Below are 14,241 nucleotides of genomic sequence, written 5' to 3'. Positions count from 1 at the left end.
AACCTGGGAGGAAAATATGAAACTGAATAAGACACTACTGGCCGGCGTGGTATTTGCCATCGCATCAATGGGTTCGGCAGTACAGGCCGCCGACATGAAGATCGCACTGGTCGTCAAGTCGCTCGGCAACGGCTTCTTCGAAGCGGCCAACAGGGGCGCAGAAGAAGCCGCCAAGGAACTCGGCGGCGTCGAGATCATCTATACCGGCCCGACCTCGACCACGGCCGAAGGCCAGATCGAAGTCATCAACTCGCTGATCGCCCAGGGTGTCGATGCCATCGCCATCTCCGCCAACGATCCGGACGCTGTCGTTCCGGCTCTCAAGAAGGCGACCCAGCGCGGCATCAAGGTCATCTCGTGGGATAGTGGCGTTGCCGCCGAAGGCCGCATCATGCATCTGAACCCGTCGTCCAACGAACTGATCGGCAAGATGTGCCTGCAGCTCGCCGCGAACCATCTCGAAGGCGGCAAGGGCGACTTCGCCATCCTGTCGGCCACCACGACGTCGACCAACCAGAACATCTGGATCGAGGAGATGAAGAAGCAGTTGAAGGACTTCAATGGCCTCAACCTGGTCACCACCGTCTATGGCGACGACCTTGCCGACAAGAGCTACCGCGAAGCCCAGGGCCTCCTGACCTCGCAGCCGAGCGTCAAGGTCATCGTTGCTCCGACAACGGTCGGTGTTCTCGCAGCCTCGCAGGCTGTCAAGGATGCCGGCAAGATCGGCCAGGTCTACGTGACCGGCCTCGGCCTGCCATCCGAAATGGCAGGTGCCATCAAGTCCGGCGCGACCAAGGAATTCGCTATCTGGAACCCGATCGACCTCGGTTACTCGGCAACCCAGATCGCCTATCGCCTGGTCAAGGGTGAAACAGACGGCGCTCCGGGCTCGGAAGTCGAAGCCGGCCGCATGGGCAAGATCAAGATCGGCGATAACGGCGAAGCCGCCATGGCCGATCCCTTCGTCTATGATGCATCGAACATCGACGAATTCTCGAAGATTTTCTGATCCTCGGAACGCAGATAACCCGGCGGCCAAAGCCGCCGGGACCTTCCCCCATTTTCTGGTGCACGGAATGATGACCGTTCAAGCGACTAAAATCGGCACGAATGCCGAACCTGCCGACACGCCCATTCTCGAGATGCGCGGCATCTCGCAGATATTTCCGGGTGTGAAGGCGCTCGACGGCGTCAACATCGCGCTCTATCCCGGCAAGGTCACCGCCCTGATCGGCGAGAACGGTGCCGGAAAGTCGACGCTGGTCAAGATCCTGACCGGTATCTATCGCCCCAACGAAGGCGAGATCCTGATCGATGGCAAGCCGACAACCTTTGCCAATGCCCAGGATGCGATCGATGCCGGCGTGACCGCCATTCACCAGGAAACCGTCTTGTTTGACGAATTGACCGTTGGTGAAAACATCTTCCTCGGCCATGCGCCGAAAACACGGCTAGGCCTGATCGACTGGCGCCAGATCAACGAACGCTCCCGCACGCTGATGCAGGCGCTCGAAAGCGACATCGATCCGACGACCAAGCTCAAGGATTTCTCGATCGCCCAGCGCCATCTGGTCGCGATCGCCCGCGCTCTTTCCGTCGAAGCCCGCATCGTCATCATGGACGAGCCGACCGCCGCTCTTTCCCGCAAGGAAATCGACGACCTCTTCCGCATCGTCGAGGGTCTGAAACGCCAGGGCAAGGCCATCCTGTTCATCAGCCACAAGTTCGATGAAGTCTACGAGATCGCCGACAACTATGCCGTCTTCCGTGATGGCCGCATGGTTGGGTCAGGCGTTTTGAAGTCTACCCCACAGGACGAGATCGTCCGCCTGATGGTCGGTCGCGATGTGCATGACGTCTTCCCCAAGACGCCGGCGGTCATCGGCGCCTCCGTACTGTCCGTCCAGGGATACAGCCACGAAACCGAATTCCGCAACATCTCCTTTGACCTGAAGAAGGGCGAGATCCTCGGCGTCTATGGCCTGATCGGTGCCGGTCGTTCCGAACTCTGTCAGTCCCTCTTCGGCATCACGCGTCCGGCAGCGGGATCGCTGACACTGGAAGGCAAGCCGATCACGATCAGCTCACCAGCCGACGCGATCGCCGCCGGCATCGTCTATGTGCCGGAAGAGCGCGGTCGCCATGGCCTGGCGCTCGACATGCCGATCTACCAGAATATGTCGCTGCCATCCCTGATCCGCACCTCGGTATCCGGCTTCCTGAAGGCCGCGAATGAACTGAAGCTCGCCCGCAAATATGCAGAGCGCCTCGATCTGCGCGCAGCCGCTCTCTCGGTCCCGGTCGGCACGCTGTCAGGCGGAAACCAGCAGAAGGTGGTCATCGGCAAGTGGCTGGCGACCGCACCCAAGGTCATCATCCTCGACGAACCAACCAAGGGCATCGACATCGGCTCCAAGGCTGCCGTCCACGGCTTCATCTCAGAACTCGCCGGCGAAGGCCTGTCGATCATCATGATCTCGTCCGAACTGCCGGAAATCCTTGGCATGTCGGACCGTGTCCTGGTGATGCGCGAAGGCCTGTCCGCCGGCATCTATGAACGCGACGGACTGTCGGCCGAAACGCTGGTGCGTGCCGCGACTGGCAATGCGTAAGGATCACATCATGCAAAATCTGCTGAAAAACCGCGAACTGCTACTGGGTCTGATTATCATCGGGATGATCCTCGGTTTCTCGACCCGCGCCCAGAATTTCGCCACCCCCGGCAACCTTGCCAATATCTTCAACGATACCTCGATCCTGATCATCCTGGCGCTCGGCCAGATGGTGGTTATCCTGACCAAATCGATCGATCTGTCGGTGGCTGCCAACCTTGCCTTTACCGGCATGGCCGTTGCCATGCTCGATTCGACCTATCCCGGCCTGCCGCTCGCGCTGCTCATTGTTGTCGCGATCGGCATCGGCGCCATGCTGGGCGCCATCAACGGCTTCCTCGTCTGGGCCCTGCAGATCCCGCCGATCGTTGTCACCCTCGGTACGCTCACCATCTATCGCGGCATGACCTTCGTCCTGTCCGGTGGTGCCTGGGTCAACGCGCACCAGATGCAGCCGGACTTCCTCGGGTTTCCGCGCACGGTGGTTCTCGGTCTGCCGATCCTGTCCTGGATCGCGATCGCGATCGTCATCCTCGTCTCGTTCATCCTGACCCGCACCAGTTTTGGACGCTCCACCTATGCGGCCGGCGGCAATCCGGTTGCCGCCATCTATGCCGGCATCGATGTCGGTCGCGCCCGCTTCCTTGCCTTCGTTCTCTCCGGCGCGCTCGCCGGCCTCTCGGGCTATCTCTGGGTCTCGCGTTACGCCGTCGCCTATGTCGATATCGCCGGCGGCTTCGAACTGGATAGCGTCGCGGCCAATGTCATCGGCGGTATATCGATCGCCGGCGGCATCGGCACTGTCATCGGCACGGTTCTCGGCGCGCTGTTTCTCGGCGTCATCAAGAACGCGCTTCCGGTCATCGGCATCTCGCCTTTTGCCCAGATGGCCATTTCCGGCATCGTCATCGTGCTGGCCGTCGTCTTCAACGCCCGCGCCGAACGCAAGAAGGGTCGTATCATCCTGCGCGACCGTGCAGCCAAAACCGAGGTGACGGCATGAGCCCGACACATATCGAACAGCGCGAAAAACGCGTCATTCCCGATCGTCTCGGAACGCCCCTCCGCCGCATGCTGGCGAGTTGGGAAGTGCTGCTCTTCGGCGTGGCCGTGCTGATCTTCATCGCCAATTCGCTGGCCTCGCCCTACTTCCTCGATGCCTGGAACCTGTCGGACGCAACTTTCAACTTCACCGAGAAGGCAATGATCGCCTTTGCCATGGCCCTGCTGATCATTGCCGGTGAAATCGACCTCTCGGTCGCCGCCATCATCGCTTTGGCCTCAACCGCAATGGGCTACGCCGTGCAGATGGGCGTCGGAACGCCGGGGCTCGTCGCCATCGGCATCACCACGGGTCTGGCTTGCGGCGCCTTCAACGGCTTTCTCGTCGCGGTACTCCGCCTGCCATCGATCGTCGTCACCATCGGCACGATGAGCCTGTTCCGCGGCATTTCCTACATCGTGCTCGGCGACCAGGCCTTCGGCAAATATCCGGCTGATTTTGCCTATTTCGGCCAGGGTTACGTCTTCTGGGTCTTCTCCTTCGAATTCGTCCTTTTCCTTGCCATGGCGCTGGCCTTCGGCATTCTGCTGCACAAGACCAATTTCGGCCGTCAGGTCTATGTCATCGGCAACAATCCGCTGGCCGCGCGCTTCTCCGGCATCCCGGTGGAACGGGTGAAGTTCATCCTCTTCCTGCTGACCGGCCTGATGAGCGGCATCGCGGCCGTCTGCCTCACTTCGCGTCTCGGCTCCACTCGCCCCTCGATCGCTCAAGGGTGGGAACTGGAAGTGGTGACCATGGTCGTGCTCGGCGGCGTCTCCATTCTCGGCGGTGCCGGCACCGTCGTCGGCGTCGTCATCGCCGCCTTCGTCATGGGCCTCGTCACCTTCGGCCTCGGCCTGCTCAACGTCCCCGGCATCGTCATGTCGATCTTCATCGGCCTGCTGCTGATCATCACCATCGCCCTGCCGATCGTCGCCCGCCGGATCAAGCATGCGAGGAAAGCCTGATGGCCGAACTTGAGAAACACGCCTTCAAGATGCAGCTGAACCCTGGCATGGAAGCCGAATACAGGAAGCGCCATGACGAGATCTGGCCCGAACTCGTCGATCTCCTGCATGACGCGGGCGTCAGCGACTATTCGATCCATCTCGATCCAGAGACCAATGTACTTTTCGGCGTGCTGACCCGTCCGAAGAACCATGGAATGGCATCGCTGCCGGATCATCCGGTGATGAAGCGCTGGTGGGCACACATGGCCGACATCATGGCCTCCAATCCCGACAACTCGCCCATCGCCAAGGATCTGGTCACGGTATTTCATCTGCCATGACGAAGCCTTCCGCCCTGCCGAAATACAGACATGTCGCCGTCATCGATATCGGCAAGACCAATGCGAAGCTGGTTGTCGTCGATGCGGAGACAGGCAAGGAGATTGCTGTCCGCAAGACCGCCAACACAGTGCTTGCAGGCCCGCCTTATCCGCATTTCGACATTGAAGCGCTCTGGCAATTCATCCTTGAGACCTTGGCGGACTTCGCCAGGGCGCCGGGTTTTGATGCGCTCTCGATCACCACACACGGCGCCAGTGCCGCCTTGCTGGATGAAAATGGCGACCTTGCCCTGCAGGTGCTCGACTACGAACATCTCTACCCGCAGGACATCCAGTCCGCCTACGACGCCCTTCGACCGGTTTTCGCCGAGACCTATTCGCCGAAACTTGCCGGCGGACTGAATGTCGGGGCCCAGTTGCACTATCAGCAGACGGCATTTCCCGACGCTTTTGGCCGCGTCGCGACCATCCTCACCTACCCGCAATACTGGGCCTACCGGCTGACCGGCATCGCCGCCAACGAAGGAACATCGCTCGGCTGCCACACCGATCTCTGGCAACCCTTCACGGCCAGCTATTCCAGCCTCGTCGATCGCCTCGGCATCCGGCAGCAGCTTGCGCCGGTCCGGTCAGCCTTCGACGCATTAGGCAATATCCAGCCGGAGTTGGCCGGACTCCTGGGCCTGACAACACCTGTGCCGGTCCATTGCGGCATCCACGATTCCAACGCCTCGCTCCTGCCTCACCTGCTCGGTTTCGGCTCGCCCTGCTCTGTTATTTCAACCGGCACATGGGTCATCAGCTTCGGCGTCGGAGCCAAGCCGGACCACCTCGACCCGAACCGCGACAACCTCGTCAATGTCGACGCCTATGGAAGTCCGGTTCCGACGGCGCGCTTCATGGGTGGACGCGAATGGGACATGCTGACAAGGGATCTGCCGCAAGCGGCGCCGGGCAAAATGGCAAATGCCCTGAATTCGGTGCTCGACAAGCACATCATGCTGCTCCCGAGCGTCGTTGAAAAGACCGGGCCGTATCCGGACAGCAAGGCAGAATGGATCCTCGAGCCGACAGATCCAGCCGAGCGTCGCGTCGTCGCAAGCCTCTACGAAGCGCTTATGACGGTCACCTGTCTGGAACTGATCGGTGCCGACGGTCCGCTCATCGTCGAGGGACCCTTTGCGTCAAACGACCTCTATCTGGAAGCATTGCACAGCCTGACGGGCCGTCCGGTCTTCGCTTCAGAAGCCACCACCGGTACCGCCATTGGCGCCGCCCTTTTGACCGGCCTTCAGCTCAAGGTGCCCATGCATCCCGTTACCGGCACGATCGAAAAGCTGAAGACCTATGCTGCAATCTGGCGAGAGCGAGCCGACGGCGGACGCACCTCCGTCTAAATTTTACCCATCCGGATTTTTGCATTTCTTTTGTGCAGCGCAGCTTGTCAAACATGCTGCACTGCGCCATCAATGCGTCCATGAGCAATACCGACCTCACCATTCTTGTGATCGATGAGAACGCCGTGCGGGCGGCGATCATCGATGAAGGATTGCGCGAAGCGGGCCACACACATGTCACGGTCGTCCATGAGGTCAACGGCATTGCCCGCATTGTCGAGACACTGGCGCCCGACGTCATCATCATCGATATCGAGAACCCCAACCGCGACATGATGGAGCATCTGTTCCAACTGACCCGCACAGTTGCGCGTCCGATTGCGATGTTCGTCGACCGGTCCGACACCGCCTCGATCGAGGCCGCCGTCGATGCCGGCGTTTCCGCCTATATCGTCGACGGCCTGAAAAAGGAGCGCGTCAAACCCATCCTCGACATGGCCGTCAGCCGCTTCAACGCCTTCAGCCGCCTGCAGCGCGAACTGGCCCAGGCGCGCAGTGCGCTGGAAGAGCGGAAGATCATCGAACGCGCCAAGGGCATATTGATGAAAATGCGCGGTTTGAGCGAAGAAGAAGCCTTCGCCCTGCTGCGGCAGACCGCGATGAACGAAAAGAAGAAACTCGCCGACATTGCCCAGAGCGTGGTTACCGCAGCAGGACTGCTGCTGTGACGGATCGCCCAAGAGGACGCCGGAGGAATCGGAGTGCATGACATGACGAGCAGGCGAAACGATAGCGGTGGACTGGCCGCGCCGGGCCTCGGCCCCGGCAGGCAGCAACGCGTTCTGCGCGCCGGCTTCATCCCGCTGATGGACGCCTCGGTGCTGGTCGCCGCTGCCGAATGTGGTTTCGCCGAGCGCGAAGGGCTGACCCTCGATCTTGTCCGTGACGTTTCCTGGGCCAATGTCCGTGATCGTCTCGCCTTTCGCCAGTTCGACATTGCCCATATGCTTTCGCCCATGCCCGTCGCCTCGATGCTCGGCCTCGGCTCCAATCCCTCGCCGACCATCACCCCCTTCTCCCTCGGTCGCGGCGGCAATGCGATCACACTGTCGCTAAGACTTTTCGAGCGCATGCAGTCCCTGACCGGCATCGGCGAGGATGCATCCGCGCTCGACAATGCGAAGGCGCTGGCTTCCGTACTCGCCGACATGCGTGCCCGTGGCGAACAACCGCCAACCTTGGGTATGACCTACCCGTTTTCGTCGCACAACTACGAGTTCCGCTACTGGCTGGCCGCTGGCGGCATAGACCCCGACCGGGATGTGAAACTCGTTGTCGTGCCGCCGTCACTGACGTCCGATGCACTGGCCGCCGGCGCCATTGACGGTTTCTGTGTCGGCGCGCCGTGGAACATGGTTGCCTCCGAGCGCGGCGTCGGCCGGATCGTGGCGGCAAAACAAGACATATGGCCGTCGGCGCCTGAAAAGGTGGTCGGCATGCGCCCCGATTGGGCCGCAAGCAACAGCGACACCGTCTCGCGCCTGATCGTTGCCCTCGATGCCGCAGCCCAGTGGTGTGATGCGCCCGAAAACCACGATCACCTTGCGGAAATGCTGGCAGACGCGCGCTACATCGCGACCGAAGTCAGCATCATTCGCCGCGTCCTGGCTGGCGAATTCAGCCTCGATGCCAAAGGCAATCGTCGGCTGCTGCCGGATTATTTCGTCTTCCACCGCCAGAATGCAAACTATCCCCGCCCGAGCCAGGCGCTGTGGATCTACAGCCAGATGATCCGCTGGGGACAGGTCGGATTCAGCGAGGATGGGGCACAGCAAGCCGCCGGCGCTTTCCGGCCGGAGATCTACCGCGAAGCACTCGGCAATGCCTCAGCACCTGCCGATGCCGATATCCGCATCGAAGGCGCGCTCGAAGGCGATCGTTTCATGGACTCGATGATTTTCGACCCTGCGGATATCAGGACCTATGTCGAGGCTTTTCCGGTCGCAAGCCAGCCGACGCAATCCGCCGCCCCGCATGATTTTTAATATTGCACTGCCCAATACAGCGGCGTTGAATTTTGTGCAATGCGAGCATTCGCACAAGTTTTGCGCATTCACACATCCATGATCGCATTGTTCCCTACCGGAACGAAAACGTTTTTTCGCAATACGAATCAATAGCTAAGGCAGACCAGCACAAAACTGGCACGCCTTTTGCTTCCATAAATACAATCCGGTCAACGGCGACCGGACATACAAGAGCGCAAACTGCGCTCACCAGAGACATCGAAGTCGCTTGGTCTTGCATTCCGGGAATCCTCCTTTCCCGCGGACGCAAAAACCGGGCGGCTTTTTTTGTTTTTCCGGATCTCCGTCACCACCAGAGGGACACGCACAATGACGAAGACTACAGGAATGGGCATCAGCCGTCGTAATATCCTCAAGACCACCGCTGCGGCCGCTTTGGTCAGCGCGGTGCGCTCCGCATTCCCATCCGGCGCCTTTGCCGCCAGCAGCGGCCCGGAAGTCACGGGACTGAAACTAGGCTATATCGCGCTCACCGATGCCGCACCGTTGATCATCGCCCAGGAAAAGGGCTTCTTCGGAAAACACGGCATGGCCGATGTCGAAGTGCTCAAACAGGCCTCCTGGGGCGCGACGCGCGACAATCTGGTGCTTGGCGGCCAGGCAAACGGCATTGACGGCGCGCATATCCTGACCCCGATGCCCTACCTCATCTCCACCGGCAAGGTGACCCAGAACAACGTTCCTGTGCCGATGTCGATCATCGCCCGCCTCAACCTCGACAGTCAGGGCATCTCGGTCGCACAGGAATATGCCGCAACCGGCGTACAGCTCGACGCTTCCAAGCTGAAGGAAGCCTTCGCCGCCAAGAAGGCAGCTGGCAACGAGATCAAGGTCGCGATGACCTTCCCGGGGGGCACGCATGATCTCTGGATCCGTTATTGGCTGGCCGCGGGGGGCATCGATCCGGACAAGGACGTCTCCACCATCGTCGTACCGCCTCCGCAAATGGTGGCCAATATGAAGGTCGGCAATATGGACGCCTTCTGTGTCGGCGAGCCGTGGAACGAACAGCTGGTCAATCAGGGCATCGGCTTTACTGCCTGTACCACCGGCGAGCTGTGGAAGGGTCATCCGGAAAAGGCGCTCGGCCTGCGCACCGATTGGATCGAAAAGAACCCGAATGCCGCCAAGGCACTAATGATGGCTGTGATGGAAGCCCAGATGTGGGCCGACAGCATGGACAACAAGGAAGAGATGTCGGCGATCCTCGGCAAGCGCCAATGGTTCAACGTGCCGCCGAAGGATGTCGCCGGCCGCCTCAAGGGCACAATCAACTACGGAAACGGCCGCCTCCTTGAGAACACCGGGCTCGAGATGAAGTTCTGGAAGGACCATGCATCCTACCCGTTCAAGAGCCACGACGCCTGGTTCCTCACCGAGAACGTCCGCTGGGGCAAGTTCGCACAAGACACCGACATCAAGGCGCTGGTCGACAAGGTCAACCGCGAGGACATCTGGCGCGAAGCCGCCAAGGATCTGGGAGTAGCCGCCGCAGACATCCCGGCTTCGACCTCGCGCGGTGTCGAAACCTTCTTCGACGGCAAGGTCTTCGATCCGGAAAACCCACAAGCCTATCTCGACAGCCTGTCGATCAAGGCCGGGGCGTAACGCATCGGCCCGTCACCCGGCAACGGATGAGGGGCCGAGCTTGACCACAACGAACACCACTCGAAAGAGGATCACACCATGACCGCAACAGCCCGCAAGGCAGACCAGACGGCGACAACGAGAACGCCGGCACAGGCGACATCGGACAAAAGCGCGACAGTCTTCATGATGGCGCAGCGCCCGGCCCGCAAGCTCAATATTCAGCGCGCCCTCACTGCCGTCTGTCGCAACGTATTGCCGCCGCTCGTGGTGCTGATCGTGCTTCTGGCCATCTGGCAGATTGCCTGCTCGCATCCGGGCGCCACCCTGCCGCCGCCATCGCAGGTCTGGATCGATAGCTATGACCTGATTGCCTATCCGTTCTTTGACTATGGCTCGCAGGATATCGGACTTGCCTGGCGCGTGCTGATCTCGCTGCAGCGCGTGGCAATCGGCTTTGGCCTTGCCGCCATCGTTGGCGTCTTCCTCGGTGCCGTCGTCGGCCAGTCGGTCTGGGCCATGCGCGGTCTTGATCCGATCTTCCAGATCCTGCGCACGGTGCCGCCGCTTGCCTGGCTACCACTCTCGCTCGCGGCCTTCCAGAATTCCAATCCCTCGGCCATCTTCGTGATCTTCATCACCTCGATCTGGCCTGTGATCATCAACACCGCCGTCGGTGTGCGCAACATTCCGGACGACTATCGCAACATCGCCCGTGTGCTGCGCCTCAACCCGCTGGAATTCTTCGTCCGCATCATGGTGCCGGCCGCAGCACCTTACATCTTCACCGGTCTCCGCATCGGCATCGGCCTGTCCTGGCTGGCGATCGTTGCCGCGGAAATGCTGACCGGCGGCGTCGGCATTGGCTTCTTCATCTGGGATGCATGGAACTCCTCGCGTCTCTCCGACATCATCGTGGCGCTCGCCTATATCGGCGTGACCGGCTTCATCCTCGACAAGCTCGTAGCGCTTCTCGGCAACGTCATCACCCGCGGCACCGCGAAGAACTGAGGAGACGATACCCATGAACGCCTATCTCAAGATCGACCATATCGACAAGAACTTCGAACGCGGCGGCACGAAGACGGAAGTCCTCAAGGACGTAAGCCTGACCATCGACAAGGGCGAGTTCGTCTCGATCATCGGCCATTCCGGTTGCGGCAAGTCCACCCTGCTCAACCTGATCGCCGGCCTCACCCGCGTGTCCTCAGGTGCTGTCCTCCTCGAAAACGTCGAGGTCAATGCACCAGGCCCGGAACGGGCCGTGGTTTTCCAGAACCACTCGCTCCTGCCATGGCTGACCGTCTACGAAAACGTCAATCTCGCCGTGTCCAAGGTCTTTGCCGGCCGCAAGACGAGAGCGGAAAAGCACGAATGGGTGATGCGCAATCTGGATCTCGTCCAGATGGGCCATGCCAAGGACAAGCGCCCGGCGGAAATCTCCGGCGGCATGAAGCAGCGTGTCGGCATTGCCCGGGCGCTGGCCATGGAACCCAAGATCCTCCTGCTCGACGAGCCCTTCGGCGCGCTTGACGCCCTCACCCGCGCCCATCTGCAGGATGCGGTGATGGAGATCCATTCCCGCCTCGGCAACACGATGATCATGATCACCCATGACGTCGACGAGGCCGTGCTCTTGTCCGACCGCATCGTCATGATGACCAATGGCCCGGCCGCCCGCATCGGCGAAGTGCTGGACGTCCCGATCCCGCGTCCACGCGACCGCATCGCGCTGGCTGCCGACCGAACCTACCTCAAATCCCGCGAAGCCGTGTTGAAGTTCCTCTACGAACGTCACCGCTTCGTCGAAGCTGCGGAGTAACCGACATGACGCAAAAACTCGTTATCATCGGCAATGGCATGGCGCCCGGTCGCATGCTCGAAGAACTGTTCGAAAGGGCGCCCGGCCTTTACGACGTGACGATCTTCAACGCCGAGCCACGCGTCAACTACGACCGCATCATGCTCTCGCCGGTCCTCTCCGGCGAAAAGGCCTACGAAGACATCGTCATCCACAATGACGACTGGTATGCCGCCAATGGCGTGACCCTGCACAAGGGCGCCAAGGTCACAGAGGTCGATCGCCATGCCAAGACAGTGACCTCGGCCAACGGCATCACCGCTTCCTATGACAAGCTCGTCATCGCCACCGGTTCGCTGCCCTTCATCATTCCCGTTCCCGGCCATCAGTTGGCGGGCGTTCTGCCGTATCGCGATCTCGACGACGTCGACAAGATGCTCGAGATCTCCAAAGGCAAAGGCCGCGCCATCGTCATCGGTGCAGGCCTGCTCGGCCTCGAGGCGGCTTACGGCCTCAAGCGCCAGGGCATGGATGTCACCGTCATCCACCTGATGCCGACCATCATGGAGCGCCAGCTCGACCCGGCCGCCGCCTACTTGCTTGAAAAGGCACTGACCGAATGCGGTATCGACATCATCACCAAGGCCAATACCAAGCAGATCCTCGGAACCGACAAGGTCGAGGGCATCGAGCTGGAAGACGGTCGTGTGATCACGGGCGACATGGTGATCATGGCCGTCGGCATCCGCCCGGCCTCCGGCCTCGCCAAGGAAGCCGGCATTGCCGTCAACCGCGGCATTGTCGTCGATGACGGCATGATGACCTCCGACCCGAACGTCTTTTCGCTCGGCGAATGCGCCGAGCATCGCGGCACCTGCTACGGCCTCGTCGCTCCGCTCTATGAGGCCGCCCGCGTTCTGGCCGATCGCCTCACCGGCGGGACCAGCGAATATTACGGCTCCGTCGTCAACACGAAACTCAAGGTCACCGGCATCAACCTGTTCTCCGCCGGCGACTTCGCCGAAGCCCCGGACCGCGAAGAAATCGTGCTGCGCGATGCCTCGGCCGGCGTCTACAAGCGCCTGGTGCTGAAGGACAACAAGATCCTCGGCGCCGTACTCTACGGCGAAACTGCGGATGGTTCCTGGTTCTTCGACCTGATGAAGCGCGGCACCGATATCTCGCAGATGCGTGAAACCCTGATATTCGGCCAGTCCTACCAGGGGGGTACCCCGCTGGACCCTATGGCGGCCGTTGCAGCCTTGCCGGATGATGCAGAAATCTGCGGCTGCAACGGCGTCTGCAAGGGCAAGATCACATCGACGATCTCGTCCAAGGGCCTGACCTCGCTCGATGACGTGCGCGCCCACACCAAGGCATCCGCCTCCTGCGGCTCCTGCACCGGCCTTGTCGAACAGTTGATGACGCTGACGCTGGGCGACAGCTACAATCCGGCCGCCGTCACGCCGATGTGCACCTGCACCGAACTCGGCCATGACGACGTCCGCCGCCTGATCAAGGCCAAAGGCCTGAAGACCATTCCGGCTGTCATGCAGGAACTGGAATGGAAGACCTCCTGCGGCTGCGCCAAGTGCCGCCCGGCGCTCAACTACTACCTCGTCTGCGACTGGCCGGATGAATATGCCGACGACTACCAGTCGCGTTACATCAATGAACGCGTGCATGCCAACATCCAGAAGGACGGCACCTATTCGGTCGTGCCGCGCATGTGGGGCGGCGTCACCAATGCAGCCGAACTGCGCGCCATCGCCGATGTCGTCGACAAGTTCGAGATCCCGCTGGTCAAGGTCACCGGCGGCCAGCGCATCGACCTTCTCGGCATCGAGAAAGAAGACCTGCCCGCCGTCTGGTCCGATCTCGGCAAGGCCGGCTTCGTCTCCGGCCAGGCCTATGCCAAGGGTCTTCGTACCGTGAAGACCTGCGTCGGCTCCGACTGGTGCCGCTTCGGCACGCAGGATTCGACCGGTCTCGGCATCCGCATCGAGAAATTCATGTGGGGGTCCTGGACGCCGGCCAAGCTCAAGCTTGCCGTCTCGGGCTGTCCGCGCAACTGCGCCGAAGCCACCTGCAAGGATATCGGCGTGATCTGCGTCGACAGCGGCTTCGAGATCCATTTCGCCGGCGCCGCCGGCCTGGACATCAAGGGCACCGAAGTGCTCGGCCTGGTAAAGACAGAGGACGAAGCTCTCGAATATATCGTGGCGCTGACCCAGATGTACCGCGAGCAGGCCCGCTATCTCGAGCGCATCTACAAATGGGCAAAGCGCATCGGGCTGGACGAGATCCGTAAGCAGATCATGACCGACGCGGAAAAGCGCAAGGCCTACTACGAGCGCTTCGTCTTTTCCCAGTCCTTCGCTCAGGTGGACCCCTGGTCGGAGCGCGTCTCCGGCAAGGACAAGCACGAGTTCAAGCCGATGGCGACCATCGGCTACAGCCAGGCAGCGGAGTGAGATC

Annotated in this window: 12 protein-coding genes; all 12 read left to right on the top strand. The window is 61.1% G+C overall.

Annotation, left to right across the window (positions count from 1 at the left end; translation table 11 throughout):
• The first annotated feature begins 67 nt into the window (after positions 1–67).
• The 12 genes from rhaS (at position 68) to nirB (ending at position 14,237) form a co-directional block, all read left to right on the top strand.
• Positions 68–1,012 (top strand): rhamnose ABC transporter substrate-binding protein, encoded by a 945-nt coding sequence (rhaS, locus tag GVK95_RS20530; RefSeq protein WP_244618844.1) that lies wholly within the window; start codon positions 68–70, stop codon positions 1,010–1,012.
• A gap of 67 nt (positions 1,013–1,079) precedes the next feature.
• Positions 1,080–2,615, top strand: a complete 1,536-nt coding sequence (locus GVK95_RS20525; RefSeq protein WP_159952553.1) for a sugar ABC transporter ATP-binding protein — start codon at positions 1,080–1,082, stop codon at positions 2,613–2,615.
• Between the two features lie 10 nt (positions 2,616–2,625).
• A complete protein-coding gene (locus tag GVK95_RS20520; RefSeq protein ID WP_159952552.1) occupies positions 2,626–3,618 on the top strand; it encodes an ABC transporter permease in 993 nt (330 codons plus the stop codon).
• Positions 3,615–4,628, top strand: coding sequence for an ABC transporter permease (locus tag GVK95_RS20515; protein WP_159952551.1), 1,014 nt, complete (start codon positions 3,615–3,617; stop codon positions 4,626–4,628). Before GVK95_RS20520 ends, GVK95_RS20515 begins: the two co-directional genes overlap by 4 nt.
• Entirely contained in the window at positions 4,628–4,951 is a 324-nt protein-coding gene (gene rhaM / locus GVK95_RS20510; protein WP_159952550.1) for an L-rhamnose mutarotase, read from the top strand. The genes GVK95_RS20515 and rhaM overlap by 1 nt, the downstream gene beginning before the upstream one ends.
• The gene (locus tag GVK95_RS20505) at positions 4,948–6,348 is read left to right on the top strand and encodes an FGGY-family carbohydrate kinase (protein ID WP_159952549.1); all 1,401 of its coding nucleotides are present in this window, start codon (positions 4,948–4,950) and stop codon (positions 6,346–6,348) included. Before rhaM ends, GVK95_RS20505 begins: the two co-directional genes overlap by 4 nt.
• Before the next feature lie 80 nt (positions 6,349–6,428).
• Positions 6,429–7,016: an ANTAR domain-containing response regulator gene (locus GVK95_RS20500; RefSeq protein WP_159952548.1), complete on the top strand. Its 588-nt coding sequence runs from the start codon at positions 6,429–6,431 to the stop codon at positions 7,014–7,016.
• A gap of 42 nt (positions 7,017–7,058) precedes the next feature.
• Positions 7,059–8,333, top strand: a complete 1,275-nt coding sequence (locus tag GVK95_RS20495) for a CmpA/NrtA family ABC transporter substrate-binding protein (RefSeq protein WP_159952547.1) — start codon at positions 7,059–7,061, stop codon at positions 8,331–8,333.
• A 351-nt stretch (positions 8,334–8,684) separates the two neighbouring features.
• On the top strand, positions 8,685–9,983 hold the full coding sequence (locus GVK95_RS20490) for a CmpA/NrtA family ABC transporter substrate-binding protein (protein WP_159952546.1): 1,299 nt from the start codon (positions 8,685–8,687) through the stop codon (positions 9,981–9,983).
• A gap of 78 nt (positions 9,984–10,061) precedes the next feature.
• Entirely contained in the window at positions 10,062–10,973 is a 912-nt protein-coding gene (gene ntrB / locus GVK95_RS20485) for a nitrate ABC transporter permease (protein ID WP_159952545.1), read from the top strand.
• 13 nt (positions 10,974–10,986) lie between these two features.
• On the top strand, positions 10,987–11,784 hold the full coding sequence (locus tag GVK95_RS20480; protein WP_159952544.1) for an ABC transporter ATP-binding protein: 798 nt from the start codon (positions 10,987–10,989) through the stop codon (positions 11,782–11,784).
• 5 nt (positions 11,785–11,789) lie between these two features.
• Positions 11,790–14,237, top strand: a complete 2,448-nt coding sequence (gene nirB / locus GVK95_RS20475; RefSeq protein ID WP_159952543.1) for a nitrite reductase large subunit NirB — start codon at positions 11,790–11,792, stop codon at positions 14,235–14,237.
• Positions 14,238–14,241: the final 4 nt, after the last annotated feature.

It is taken from the genome of Rhizobium sp. 18065, assembly GCF_902706095.1.
Classification (GTDB): domain Bacteria; phylum Pseudomonadota; class Alphaproteobacteria; order Rhizobiales; family Rhizobiaceae; genus Allorhizobium.
This window is presented reverse-complemented; position numbering and strand designations above follow the sequence as displayed.

Excerpts from the sequence above, each read along its gene's own strand:
- rhaS (WP_244618844.1), top strand. The coding sequence starts at position 68 with ATGGGTTCGGCAGTACAGGCCGCCGACATGAAGATCGCACTGGTCGTC.
- GVK95_RS20525 (WP_159952553.1), top strand. The coding sequence starts at position 1,080 with ATGATGACCGTTCAAGCGACTAAAATCGGCACGAATGCCGAACCTGCC.
- GVK95_RS20520 (WP_159952552.1), top strand. The coding sequence starts at position 2,626 with ATGCAAAATCTGCTGAAAAACCGCGAACTGCTACTGGGTCTGATTATC.
- GVK95_RS20515 (WP_159952551.1), top strand. The coding sequence starts at position 3,615 with ATGAGCCCGACACATATCGAACAGCGCGAAAAACGCGTCATTCCCGAT.
- rhaM (WP_159952550.1), top strand. The coding sequence starts at position 4,628 with ATGGCCGAACTTGAGAAACACGCCTTCAAGATGCAGCTGAACCCTGGC.
- GVK95_RS20505 (WP_159952549.1), top strand. The coding sequence starts at position 4,948 with ATGACGAAGCCTTCCGCCCTGCCGAAATACAGACATGTCGCCGTCATC.
- GVK95_RS20500 (WP_159952548.1), top strand. The coding sequence starts at position 6,429 with ATGAGCAATACCGACCTCACCATTCTTGTGATCGATGAGAACGCCGTG.
- GVK95_RS20495 (WP_159952547.1), top strand. The coding sequence starts at position 7,059 with ATGACGAGCAGGCGAAACGATAGCGGTGGACTGGCCGCGCCGGGCCTC.
- GVK95_RS20490 (WP_159952546.1), top strand. The coding sequence starts at position 8,685 with ATGACGAAGACTACAGGAATGGGCATCAGCCGTCGTAATATCCTCAAG.
- ntrB (WP_159952545.1), top strand. The coding sequence starts at position 10,062 with ATGACCGCAACAGCCCGCAAGGCAGACCAGACGGCGACAACGAGAACG.
- GVK95_RS20480 (WP_159952544.1), top strand. The coding sequence starts at position 10,987 with ATGAACGCCTATCTCAAGATCGACCATATCGACAAGAACTTCGAACGC.
- nirB (WP_159952543.1), top strand. The coding sequence starts at position 11,790 with ATGACGCAAAAACTCGTTATCATCGGCAATGGCATGGCGCCCGGTCGC.